This is a genomic window from Streptomyces sp. NRRL S-1813 (assembly GCF_000719605.1).
In the GTDB taxonomy this organism is placed as follows: domain Bacteria; phylum Actinomycetota; class Actinomycetes; order Streptomycetales; family Streptomycetaceae; genus Streptomyces; species Streptomyces decoyicus.
Genome location: NZ_JOHB01000002.1, coordinates 414,244 through 426,345, shown reverse-complemented (window position 1 = coordinate 426,345; position 12,102 = coordinate 414,244). Strand labels below are relative to the sequence as shown.

Sequence of the window (12,102 nt, the reverse complement as noted above, 5' to 3'; positions counted from 1 at the left end):
GGCGGCCGTACCGCGGTCCTCCGCCATCCCGCCGAGGGCCGTCCGGCACAGGGACGACCGTCAGGAGGGGGTGTGGGCGTCACAGGCATGACTGTCACAAGGACACCGCCGAGGACAGTCATCGTCAGCCGTTCGTCACGTCATCATCGCTGACCCGGCCGTCAAGGACGACCCACACCCGTGGGGTGCCCCGTCAACGAGTTCCTTCCGGCAAGGAGATGCGATGCGGTACGCCGACGATACGAGCCCGGGGGCTGCGACCGGCCCGCAGCCACCGTCACGGGCAGGCAGCGAGCAGGGAAGTTCGAGGAGGTCCTTCATCAGGTCCACTTCCATCGGCGTGACTTCGGTCGCGCTCGGGGCGGGCGTGGCTGCCGTGGCCGGCCCTGCGGCCGAGGCCGCGGAGACGAGCCGCCCCTCGTCGCCACGCCGAGCGACGCTTCCCCTCGCCGTCACCCCGGCCTGCTCGGGCCAGGAAACCCCGGAGTCCATCGAGGGCCCGCTGTTCAAGCCCAACTCCCCCGCACGGGGCGATCTGATCACGCCGGCGACTCGCGGAGTACGGCTCGGCCTCAGCGGAGTCGTGTACGACACCGCCTGCACACCGCTGCCCGAAACGCTCATCGAGTTCTGGCAGTGCGATCAGAACGGCGACTACGACACTTCGGGGTTCTCGCTCCGCGGGCATCAGTACACGGACAGCAGGGGCGGCTATCGGCTTCAGACGATCATTCCCCGGGACTACTGGGGCCGTTGGGGCCAACGGGCACCGCATATCCACACGCAGGTGCAGGCGTCGGGCGGTCCCGTGCTCGTCACCCAGCTGTACTTCCCCGACGACACCCAGGCGTACGGCAGGGACTTCGCCGCCCTCAACGCCGCCGACCGGCTGCTCAACCGCGCCTGCACCATCGGCCTCACCGGCCCGAAGGACGGCCGCTACACCGGCACCTTCGACTTCGTGATCACTACCAAGGTCTGAAAAGCCGGCGGTCGGACGCTCCCCAGTCGCCGCCCCCGCTCGGACCCGAGCCCCCCAGACAAGAGGAAGTCCGTATGCCCTCGAGCACCTCCCTGCCCCGGCGGCGTCCCGGCCGGGTGCCACTGCTGGCGGCACTGGCCGCCACCGCGGTCACCGGAACGCTGGTGCTGACCGGCCTCAACGGTGAACCGGCCGCATCCGCGGCAACGACAATTGCTGCCTCGTCCCACACCGCCCCCGACTCGTCTCCCGCATCCTCCGCGTCACGTGCGGGCCGGTGGCAGACGACACCGGTGCCCATGACGAAGGGCGATCTCACCGCGATAGCGGCTCTGAGTGACCAACAGGCCTGGGCGGTGGGCTATCGGCTGAAGAGTGCCACCGCTCTCGAGGCCGTCGCGCTGCGCTGGAACGGTACGTCCTGGGCCCAGGAGTCCACCCTGCCGGAGAACAGCTTTCCGCAGGCCCTGGCCGTCCGGACGGCTTCCGATATCTGGGCGGTGGGCAGCGCGTCGGTGCACTGGGACGGCACCAGCTGGACCACCCGCCAACTGGACCGCGACCCGGGCGGCCGGGTCGTTCCCGACGCCGTGACGACGACATCCGACGGGAAGGCCTGGACGGTGGGCCGGGCGATGAACCGGTCGGTCAAGGACGGTGTCCCGGCCGTCCAGTCATGGGACGGCAAGAGCTGGCACCGGCAGACCCTGCCCGACGTCGGCAAGGGCGAACTCAGCAGCGTCACCGCCGTCGCTCCGGACGATATCTGGGCGGCCGGCACCGCGTACGCCGCCGACGCGAAGTCACCGCAGACGGCACTGCTGCTGCACTGGGACGGCACGAGCTGGAAGCGTGTCACCGTGCCCGGCCCCGAGGACTCCCACACCTGGCTCGGCGGGATCACCGCGTTCGCCCCCGACGACATCTGGGCGGTGGGCGGCAGTACGTCCGGCAGCGCGGAACGTCCCTTCGCCGCGCACTGGAACGGCACGGCCTGGACCACGGCCACGACGCCGAACGTGGCCGACGGCCGGCTGCGCGCCGTCGGCAAGGCGGCGAACGGCGAACTCTGGGCCGTCGGCGGTAAGGGCGCCGCGCCCGTGGCCCTGCGGTGGGACGGGCGGAACCACCGGTGGGACACGGCTTCCGCCCCGGGCATCGTCGTACGGAGCTTCACCACCGTGCCCAAGAGCGCCGATCTCTGGGCCGCGGGTATCGCCGAACACGGAGACCTCGTGCCGACGATCACCCGGCTGAAGGGCTGAGCCCAGGGCCACCGCTGGGATGGAGCGGGGGAGTTCGTCCCACCCCGGCGGTCGGCCCCGGCCCCTCAGGCCCGAACCGCCCTCGCTCACCCGAGCGCCGCCGCGGACCGCCGGGCGGCCCGCTCGGCCGCCGCAAACGCCCATGCCCGGATGATCGGATGAGGCCGCCTGCCGTCGCCGGCGAGTTCCGGCTGGAACAGGGTGGCGAGGAAGAAGGGGTGGTCCGGCAGCTCGGCGATGCGTACGTCGCCCGCCTCGTCGACGCCGCTGAAGTGCATTCCGTGCGTACGCAACACGTCCGGACAGGCCGGGTCGGCGCCGTACGCACAGTGGTAGCGCTCAACGGTCCGCTCGGCCCCGAGCACGCGCTCCGCCAGCGATCCGGGGGTCACCTCGACCGCGCCTTCATGGCCGACGAGGGAGCAGGCCAGCGGGAGGGCTGCGGTTCGGACATACGGGCATCCTGACCCGGCAACCGAGTTCAGCGCCAACGATGATCCATGACCCTCCCATTAGCGATACTGATGAGAGGGGTCGGGCCGAATCAGGCGGCGGTGGCTCGATACCGGTAAAGCCAACAGGACTTGGGGGCAGGGCATGGATCCGCATCTTCTCCGTACGTTCGTTGCGGTGGCCGGCCACGGATCGTTCTCCGAGGCGGCCCGCGAGCTCGGCTATACGCAGTCGGCGGTCTCCCAGCACATTGCCGCGCTCGAAAAGGATCTCGGAGCGGTCCTGCTGCAACGGCGGCCGGTGGCCCCGACCGGCGCCGGCATCCGGCTCCTCGAACACGCCAGGCCCCTGCTGCTCCGATGGGACGCCGCCCGCGCGGACATGGCCCGGCTGACCACGGCGCCCACCACCCGGGAGGCACCCGACACCGCGATTCCGCTCGCACAACTACGGACCGCGAGCGGATCCGACGGCTACCACGCATCCCTGCGTTACGAAGGCACCGATGTCCGCGGACTCACCGCGCTCATCGCCGCCGGACACGGCCTCGCCCTGCTCCCCCAGCGGGAGTTCGACGATCTGCCCGGCATCCATGCGGTTCCCCTCCGCACCCCACGTCTGGTCCACCGCATCGAGGCACTGCACAACGAGATGCCGGACGGGCCGACGGCTCGGCTCGCCGCTGCCCTCGTGGCGGCATCCTGACGGTCGGCCGGGCGCGCGAGGGAGGCAGGACGGCATCGGCACGGGAGGGGACCGGGCACATGCCGACAGCTGCCGAGGCCCCTCGCCGCCGGCCCCGGGCCAAGACACCGAGCCGGGGTCCGGAGAGCACGGAGTCCGGAGAGAGCACGGAGCCCGGAGAGCCGGTGCCGGCCACCCCGTCCGAGGAACCAGCCCTCCGGGGAACGGACTTCAGTGCGCGATGCCGTCGATCAGCTCGCGGGCGCCCTGGCGCAGCAGGGCGACGGCCACGGACGTGCCGAGCGTCTCCGGGGTGAGCGGCCCGGCCCATTCGTGCGCGTTGAGGACCGTCTTGCCGTCCGGGGTGAAGACGCAGGCCCGCAGGGACAGTTCACCGCGGCGGTCGGTCCTGGCGTAGCCGGCGATCGGGCTGTTGCAATGGCCCTGGAGAACGTGCAGCAGCATGCGTTCGGCGGTGGTCTCCCGGAACGTCTGGGGGTGACCCAGCCCGCTGACCACGTCGATGGTGTCGGTGTCGTCCTCGCGGCACTGGAGAGCCAGCACGCCCGCACCGATCGGCGGGCACATCTCGTCCACGGACAGGACCTGGGTGATCACATCCGTACGGCCGATACGCTCCAGCCCCGAGACGGCCAGCAGCAGCGCATCCGCCTCACCGGCTGCAAGCTTCTCCATCCGGCGGTTGGCGTTGCCGCGCATCGGCACGCACTGAAGGTGCGGGTGGGAGGCGGCGAGCTGTGCGCTCCGGCGGACCGACGAGGTGCCGATCCGGGTGCCTTCGGGGAGTTCGTCGAGGGTGAGCCCGCCGGGGTGGATCAGCGCGTCCCGGACGTCATCGCGTTCGAGGAAGGCGGCGAAGGTGGTGCCGGCCGGCAGCGGGCGGTCACCCGGGATGTCCTTGACACAGTGCACCGCGAGGTCCGCCTCGCCGGCCAGGAGGGCGGCATCCACCTCCTTGGTGAACGCCCCCTTCCCCTCGACCTGGGAGAGGGCGCCCATCCAGCGGTCGCCGGTCGTCTTGACCGGGACGACCTCGGTGGCGATGCCGGGGTGGAGGGCGCCGAGCTCGGCGCGGACCCGCTCCACCTGGGCCAGGGCCATCGGCGAGTCGCGGGAGACGATACGGATCAGTTCAGGGGCGGACATGCGCCCACGATAGACCGTCAGATCGGTCCGACGGCCACCAGCAGGCCCCGAGTCCACCGGCACTCCGGTACGGTCCCAGCATGTCCCGATCAACCGAAGCCGAACTCCCGCCGTCCGCCGTAGCCGCGGACGATCTGGACCGCGCCGTACAGCTCGCGGTGACCGTATTGCGCGAGGCGCCCCCGACGGCGTGGGACGGCAAGGCGGGCTCACTGGAGTGGGACTGCTGGGAGACCGTCGAGCACCTCAGCGACGACCTCTTCGCCTACGCCGTCCAACTGGGCCCGAGGAAGCCGCCGTTGGAGGGCAATGTGCCCTTCGTCTGGGAGAGCCGACGGCCCGGCGGCCCCGCCAATGCCGTGCACGCCGACCGTGCGGCGGGTCCTGGCGGACTGCTCCAGGTGCTGGAGGCGAGCGGCGCGCTGCTGGTGGCCATGGTCCGTACGATGCCACCGCAGGTGCGCGCCCATCATGTGTTCGGGGTGTCGGATCCCGAGGGCTTCGCCGCGATGGGCACCGTGGAGACCCTGGTGCACACGCACGATCTGGCGGAGGGACTCGGGCTCGCCTGGAACCCGCCCGCCGATCTGTGCACACGGGTACTGGCCCGGCTGTTTCCGGACGTGACGGAGGCGGCCGACCCCTGGCGCACCCTGCTGTGGGCCACCGGACGCGCGGAACTGCCGGGGCGCCCTCACCGCACCACGTGGCGCTGGTACGGGGAGGTCCGGGCATAAGTACCGGGCGTCGACGGTTCGGTTCCGGACGAAGGGTCAGTCCCGGGCGAAGGATCGCTTACTGGCGAAAATCAGTCCCGGGTGAGGATCGGCCCTGGCGAAGGATCAGTCCGGGGCGGTTGCGCCGGCCGGGTGAGCGTCGGGCCTGGCCGAGCCGTTGAGCACGCTGCCCGTCGGCACGCTCAGCGCCGCGCCCATGGGTGCCGCAGCCGCAGCCAGAGGTCCCTGGCCCGCTGCCCCGCTTCGGTACGGCTCTTGGCCACCAGCTCCTGGGCCTGCTCCTCGCTCTCCACCATCGGGCCGGAGCCGCGCAACGGCTTTCCCGCCGTCTCGTGCAGGAAGAAGGTGGCGATGAGCCCGATGACACCGGCGACCATGAGGCAGTAGGCGGGGACCAACTGGTCGCCGGTCGCCTGCACCAGCGCGGAGGCGATGAGCGGTGTCGTACCGCCGAAGAGCGAGACCGAGATGTTGAAGGCGATCGACAGCGCGCCGTAGCGCAGCCGGGTCGGGAACAGTGCGGGCAGTGTCGAGGCGGACGTACCCGCGACACCAGCAAGAGCCCGAGGATCAGGCATCCGAAGGCCGGCAGCAGGATGCCGCCGCCGCGGATGAGAAGCACGGGCGGGCACGGCAAGGATGACGCGAAGGTGCTGATCGCCATCATGATCATGGTGGCGGCGAGTACGCGTTTACGGCCGATACGGTCGCCGAGCGGGCCGAATACCAGGCCGCCGAGCGGCCGGACGAGAAACGCCGCGGCAAATGTGGCGAACGTCGAGACCACCTGGGCCCCGGGGGAACTCGACGGGAAGAAGACCTTTCCCAAGGTGCGGCCAGATAGGCATAGACCCCCAAGTCGAACCACTCCAGGGTGTTGCCCAGTGCCGCCGCTGACACTGCCTTGTGCACGGCGGGCCGGTCGGTGAGCGTCACATCCTCGGCACTCAGCGGCCGTTTGCGGCAGCGCAGCAGAATGCGGAGCATGCGGTCGGTGGCGGGAGTGCCTCCGCGGGCCGGCTTCCGGCCCTTGCGCGGATTCGACGGGTCTTGGCGTCCAGCGCTCATGTCATCCCGTCAACAGGCCTGAATCGGGTGCCTCATGAATGCCTCGTCGGCAGATCAGCGGCGCGCCAATGGTTTCATTGACGGTTCGTTATTCCCCTGGCATCCGTATCGGCAGAATGCCACGGCACCGCGTGTCGCACCGGCTGACAGCCTGTCGGCTTCATGGGGCGGGAGAGGCCCGGGGGCGGAAGGGATTGTCGGAATCCTTAGGAGTTGGCACCGCCGCCATTCATGGGCCATGGGATTCCTGATGATCGGCCTCAAGCGGTGATGGCCGGTCTCGAAGGTCACAGTCTCCGGGAGAAGGCCTACGTGGTGCACCTGGCGCCGGGGGTCCCGCTTGCCCGGCGCAGCCCGCCCCCCCAGCGGCGCGCTGCGCTCATTTCCCGTGCTCCGTCTCAGGTGGCGGAGCACGGGATCTGATAAGGCCATGGGTGCCGGACCGCGAAGGGCACCGCGAACCGGAAAAGTTGTGCGCCCGGGTCATCGCCCCGTTCGCGGAAGACACAGTTCAACGGACAATTTATACGGGTCACGGTCGCGCATTGCGCTGGCCGGCCGGCCCCGGATGAGGGTGGGGCCCCGTCAGGCTCGGGCGCGCCCGACCGCGTGGTCCGGCCGGAGCGCCCCCTCTCCGAAGCGGGTCACGCCCGGCCCCCTCCCCCGCCCTCTGTCTCGTACGCGAGTGAGTCGGCCGATCGCGGCCGCATCAGCACACCGCCGCATCAGCCCGTAGCCACGCGCGGCCGACGGCTTTGCCCGGTGGGACGCCCGCCCCTGGCCGCGCCCGCTACCTGAGCGGCTCACCCGGCTGCTCCGGTCCGGTCCGGCGCCGACCATGACAAAGCCCAGGCTGACCGGGGGTCAACCTGGGCTTGCCATGGGGTGCGGTGCCTGCGTGGTCTGCGGGGCCTGCGGGATACGAAGCGAGCCCGGCCCGGCGTGAGGAATCGATTCAGGGTGCGGGACGCGTCAGGCGAGTGAGGTGAGTCCGATGACTCAGCCCTGCCGGATGACTCATGCGCGTCGCGGGGATCAGCCCTGTCTGAACGAGGCGAGGTGGGCGAACACCACAATGTTGTCGACGTAGTCCTTGACCTTCCTGTCGTATGCACCACCGCAGGTGATCACACGGAGCTGCGCGGTGGAAGCATCGGCGTAGACCCGGTCACTGGGGAACTTCGCCTTGTTGAAGGTCTCGACGGAGTCGACCTTGAAGGTCGCGATGACGCCGTCTTCACGGGTGATGTTGATCGTGCTGCCGGGCTTGAGCGATTCCAGTTGCAGGAACACCGCGGGGCCGGTCTTGGTGTCCACATGCCCGGCGATGATCGCCGAGCCGCGCTCGCCCGGCGCCGCGCCGTCCTTGAACCAGCCGACGAGATTCTTGTCCCCCGCGGGCGGCGCACCGAGCTGTCCGGTCGGGCCGATGGTCAGCTGGGTGAAGGGCGCGTCGACGGCGATCTCCGGAATCCGCACCCGCTTCGGCGCGGAACGGGGCAGAGCCAGGTCGGGGAACGCCGGGGAGGCGGACGACCTCGGAGTGGCGGAGGAGGCCACGGCGGACGGGGACTGCGGCTTGGGGTCTGCCGACGTGTCCACGGAGTTGTAGACGAGCAGGGAGCCCAGCAGAAACGCTCCCGCAGACCACAGCAGGCCGCGGCCGACGGGGCGGGACGCGGAGGCGGTCCGAGGTGGGTGCGAATTCGGCTGGGGCGACTGCTGGGCGGTCATGTGAGGTGCCTTTCATGAACGGGGCGGGGAGGCGCGAGGAGCGGCGGTAATGCCGTCGCCGCGGCCACCGTCCGCGAGGAACGGTGGCCGCGACAGCACAGCGGCTCCCGCATGGGGCAGCCGGGTCAGGCCGCCGCAGCGCCCGAGGTGTTGCGACGACGCAGCATGTACGCACCGGCACCGAGGCCACCGAGCATCAGCACCGAACCGGCGGCCAGACCGCCACCGGTCGCCAGGCCGCCACCACCGGTGTGGATGCCGCCGTGCGGCTTGCGGTGCTCGCCGTAGCCACCGTGGTCGCGGTCGCCGTAGCCACCGTGGTCACGGTCGCCGTAGCCACCCCGGCCGTGGTCACGTCCGTTGTCGCGGTCGCCGTACCCGCCGCGGCCGTGGTCACGGTCGCGGTCGCCGCCGCGCCCGTGCTTGTCGTGGTCGTCGCCGTAGCCGCTGCTCTGGTCCCAGTCGGCGAGCACGGTCTTGGCCATGGCGCCGCCACCGGTGTGCATACCGCCGCTCGGCCTGCGGTCGCAGTTGTCACCCCAGTGGCCGTGGCCGTGGTCGCGGTCGCCGTATCCACCGCGGCCGTGGTCACGGCCGTTGTCACGGCCGTTGTCGCGGCCGTTGTCGCGGCCGTTGCCACGGTCACGTCCATTGTCGTGGCCGTTGTCACGGCCGTACCCGCCGCGACCGTTGTCACGGCAGTTGTCACGACGGTGGTCGCCACGGCCATTGTCACGTCCGTGGTCACGGCCGTTGTCCCGCCCGTGGTCACGGTCGCGGTCGCCGTTCCTGTCGTGGTCGTTGTTGCTGACGGAAGAAGCGCTGTCCGAGGCAATGTCCGCCGTGATCATGGCGTTCGCAGCGGGAGCGGAGATGGCAAGCACCGCCGTAACGGCGGCTGAGGCGAACAGGGTGCGAGCAGTGCGCATGGGGACATGTTCCTTTCGGCGCGACTGCGAAGGCTGACTCTTTGTCGGCTCATCGGATCGCAGTGGCGACGTCATCACCGTCAGCCGGATCGCGGCCTCGCACCACCGGAGAACGTCGCATTCGAGGGACGCCATGGGCTCTTCGGGTGGCCCAAGGCGGTGGATTCACCCATTGGATGGCGCGCGTCGTCGGCGTGTCGCGTAACGGTTGGGCTAGAGGCACTTTCGCAGCCCTCCACGGCGGTCCAATTCAGCCGTGAACGAGCGCGGCGAGCGGGGCTTTCCGCGACACGCCGATGGTGCGACAGCCCCGTGCGTGTGCCGGGACGAGGGCCGGTCGGCGAGTGAATTTCGACGGGGAACCCGACGCGATGGATGCGGGGCAAGCCCACGGCCCCCGCCCTGTGTCTCGCGGATGCCGGCTCTGGCGGGCTGCCGTCACTCCGTAGCGCACGTAGCACACGTAGCGCATGAATTGAGACGAACTCCCGTACAGCAAAGGCTAGTTCAGCAGACCGCCCAGGCGGACCCTGGTCCGGCCCAGGGGGGAAGATCCTCAACAGCCCTTTTCCGCCGCGTCGTTCAGCCGCGCCTCACAGGTGGTCCCACCCACCCGAATTGCGGAATCCGTACGCCCGTGGGGCCGATCCGGCAGGCGGTCTCTGCTTCTCCTGAAATCATCGAGGGCCGCATCTCCCCTCGCCTGACCTCACCTCAGGTGGCGCTGTCCCGGAGTGCCTCTTCGACGATTGCCTCCAGGCGGGCATGGTGGGCCCCCCGCCAGTAGACGCGCCCGCAGGCAGTGCACTGCGCGAAGACGTCATAGGTGTGCTGAGTGCCGTGTTCGAGGTGCTCCCGGACCGAGTTCTTGTCCGCGTCCGCCAGCCGGCCGTTGCAGGCGGTGCAGCGCGTCCACGGGGCGAGTGCGGGAGCGAAGCGGCCCAGTACGTCCCGGAGTTGGTCCTCGGGCCGGTCGCTGTAGACGAAAGCGCCCGCCCAGATCTCCCGGCGTCGCAGCAGCCCCCGGTCCCGGGAGAGCAGCACCCGTCGCTCTTTCGCCGAGAGCGCCGCCAGCGCCGCGTCGCCGGGGTCCTCGTTCGTATACGCCGCGTCGACGCCGAGCAGCCGCAGCCTGCGCGCAAGGGTTCCGAGGTGCACATCGAGCAGGAAGCGCAGGGGAGCGCCGGGGATCCGCTGCGGGCGCTCGACAGCGTGCACCGCGATGGTCTCACCCGCTCCCGGGACATGGGAGCCGGGAACTTCCGCACCGTCCACGACGAGACGCCCGACCTCGGTGAGCGGAACGCCGAGCGACTCGACGACATGGCCGAGCGTCGACGCCCCGTCGGTCACCACGGGCGCAGGTGCGGTGGTGGTGTGCTTCGACGCGACGAAAAGGTGCAGCTCAGGGGCGAAGCTGACATGAATCTCAGGACCGTTCACGCCGGACAGCATGCCATCGCGCGGACCGGGCCAGCCAGTGCATTCTGGCCGGTCACAGGGGAGAGCCAGGCCCGGGTGCCCCACCTCCGACCGGGATCCGCCGGACCGGTCCTGAGCCTGTCCGCAAAGTCCCGCCTGGCAGCCCGGGTGCGGCGCGCCGCGGGCCGACCGCAGCCACGGCGGATCTGGCTACGTACGGACCGTAGCGATCCGCGTCCCGGATTGTTCACGATGGAGCGGGACCCGCTCCCCCGCCGCCCCTAGCCTCACTGCCACCACATCACCAACATCACCAACATCACCAATGAGGGGCGGTACCGGTGAACTGGCTCATCCACGACTACCGCGAGAACGATCTCGCCGAAGTGGTCCACCTGATCGACTCCACGGCCGAACTCGGGCAGGAGTCCGTCTTCTCGCTCGCCGAGTGCATCAGCGCGCTGACCTCTCGGCAGCCGGCTGTGGTGGCCGTCCACCAGGGCGCGCCCATCGGGGCGGCGCTCGCGTGCGTCGCAGGTGAGCGGGGCTGGGTGATGCGGATCGCGATCTCTTCGGCCTGGCGCGGCCGGGGGCTGGCGAGTGCTCTGCTGGTGGAGCTGGAGCGGCGGCTGATCGCCGCCCGGGTGAGCCGTATCGCGTATGTGCTCCCCGAAGAAGATCTTCTCGGGGAGGGACTGCTCAACGCCGGCTATACCCGGCAGCCTGCCGTGGCCTACTTCGAGAAGGTCGAGCCGCATCACGGGCCCGCGGCCAGCCTCCTGGAGGACCTCGGTGGACGGTTCCTGCCCACCGACCTGTGGGCCAAGGTGGCCGGCATGGAAGCGGAGAAGGACCTGATCGAGCGGCGTGTCGTGCTGCCGCTGGCGGAGCCGGAGCGCGCCGCCCGGCACGGGGTCAGGCCGCCGCGGGCGATCGCCCTGTTCGGTCCGCCGGGAACCGGGAAGACCACCTTCGCCCGTGGTATCGCCGCCAGACTCGGCTGGCCGTTCGTCGAGCTCCTGCCGTCCCGGCTGGCTGACGAGGGCAATCTGGCAGCTGCCCTGCGCAGCGCGTTCGCCCGGATCGCGGAGCTGGAGCGGGTCCTCGTCTTCATCGACGAGGTCGAGGAGATCGCGCCGCTCCGCAGCGAGCCCGCACAACCGGGCGGGCTGCACGGCGTGACCAACGAGCTGCTCAAACTGATACCCGGCTTCCGGGAGCGGGACGAACGGCTGCTGGTGTGCGCGACCAACTCCATCCGCTCGCTCGACCCGGCTTTCCTGCGCCCCGGCCGGTTCGACTACTTGATCCCGATCGGTACGCCGGACACAGCGGCCCGAGCGGCCATCTGGTCCCGGTACACGGACGGCCGGGCCGATGTGGATGTGGCCGCGCTGGTGGCGGCCAGTGACTTGTTCACCCCGGCCGACATCGAACACGCCGCCCGGGTGGCCGCCCAGACTTCCTTCGAGCGGGATCTGGAGGCGATCGGCGTCGGCGCGGGCGTGCACGGGCGGCTCGGGGCGAGCACCGAGGACTATCTCGCCGCCATCGCCCAGTGCCGGCCGAGCGTCACCCCCGCAATGATCGACGAATTCGACGCGGACATCACAGCCCATGCCCGTTGCTGACGCCCGTACGCGGCGCAACGCTCCTGGCAA

General features: G+C 70.4%; 9 protein-coding genes and 2 pseudogenes. 5 read left to right on the top strand and 6 right to left on the bottom strand.

All coding sequences use genetic code 11. From position 1 onward, the window contains the following. Nucleotides 1-340: 340 nt before the first annotated feature. Both IF67_RS0106610 and IF67_RS0106605 read left to right on the top strand, forming a co-directional pair. Nucleotides 341-982, top strand: a complete 642-nt coding sequence (locus IF67_RS0106610; protein WP_234340992.1) for a dioxygenase — start codon at nucleotides 341-343, stop codon at nucleotides 980-982. A 74-nt stretch (nucleotides 983-1,056) separates the two neighbouring features. Continuing rightward, the gene (locus IF67_RS0106605; RefSeq protein WP_030983068.1) at nucleotides 1,057-2,247 is read left to right on the top strand and encodes a hypothetical protein; all 1,191 of its coding nucleotides are present in this window, start codon (nucleotides 1,057-1,059) and stop codon (nucleotides 2,245-2,247) included. An 86-nt stretch (nucleotides 2,248-2,333) separates the two neighbouring features. Here the strand turns inward: IF67_RS0106605 and IF67_RS0106600 are convergent. Then, nucleotides 2,334-2,681: pseudogene (locus IF67_RS0106600) on the bottom strand (hypothetical protein); the annotation flags it as partial. Between the two features lie 163 nt (nucleotides 2,682-2,844). Here IF67_RS0106600 and IF67_RS0106595 point away from each other — a divergent pair. After that, nucleotides 2,845-3,405, top strand: coding sequence for a LysR family transcriptional regulator (locus tag IF67_RS0106595; protein ID WP_030983065.1), 561 nt, complete (start codon nucleotides 2,845-2,847; stop codon nucleotides 3,403-3,405). Nucleotides 3,406-3,615: 210 nt separating this feature from the next. Here IF67_RS0106595 and hemC read toward each other — a convergent pair whose 3' ends face one another. Beyond that, nucleotides 3,616-4,551 (bottom strand): hydroxymethylbilane synthase, encoded by a 936-nt coding sequence (gene hemC / locus IF67_RS0106590; protein ID WP_030983063.1) that lies wholly within the window; start codon nucleotides 4,549-4,551, stop codon nucleotides 3,616-3,618. An 80-nt stretch (nucleotides 4,552-4,631) separates the two neighbouring features. Between hemC and IF67_RS0106585 the strand changes: the two genes are divergently transcribed. Then, on the top strand, nucleotides 4,632-5,288 hold the full coding sequence (locus IF67_RS0106585; protein ID WP_030983060.1) for a maleylpyruvate isomerase N-terminal domain-containing protein: 657 nt from the start codon (nucleotides 4,632-4,634) through the stop codon (nucleotides 5,286-5,288). A gap of 194 nt (nucleotides 5,289-5,482) precedes the next feature. Here IF67_RS0106585 and IF67_RS40750 read toward each other — a convergent pair. The 4 genes and pseudogenes from IF67_RS40750 to IF67_RS0106565 form a co-directional block, all read right to left on the bottom strand. Next, nucleotides 5,483-6,275 (bottom strand): annotated as a pseudogene (locus IF67_RS40750) (MFS transporter); the annotation flags it as partial. Between the two features lie 1,116 nt (nucleotides 6,276-7,391). Next, nucleotides 7,392-8,090, bottom strand: coding sequence for a class F sortase (locus tag IF67_RS0106575; RefSeq protein WP_030983057.1), 699 nt, complete (start codon nucleotides 8,088-8,090; stop codon nucleotides 7,392-7,394). Between the two features lie 125 nt (nucleotides 8,091-8,215). Next, nucleotides 8,216-9,019 (bottom strand): hypothetical protein, encoded by an 804-nt coding sequence (locus IF67_RS0106570; protein WP_030983055.1) that lies wholly within the window; start codon nucleotides 9,017-9,019, stop codon nucleotides 8,216-8,218. Between the two features lie 714 nt (nucleotides 9,020-9,733). Further along, nucleotides 9,734-10,462 (bottom strand): Mut7-C RNAse domain-containing protein, encoded by a 729-nt coding sequence (locus tag IF67_RS0106565; protein WP_030983053.1) that lies wholly within the window; start codon nucleotides 10,460-10,462, stop codon nucleotides 9,734-9,736. Between the two features lie 320 nt (nucleotides 10,463-10,782). Here IF67_RS0106565 and IF67_RS0106560 point away from each other — a divergent pair, with 320 nt between their 5' ends. Beyond that, the gene (locus tag IF67_RS0106560; RefSeq protein ID WP_030983050.1) at nucleotides 10,783-12,072 is read left to right on the top strand and encodes an ATP-binding protein; all 1,290 of its coding nucleotides are present in this window, start codon (nucleotides 10,783-10,785) and stop codon (nucleotides 12,070-12,072) included. The last annotated feature ends 30 nt before the right edge of the window (nucleotides 12,073-12,102 follow it).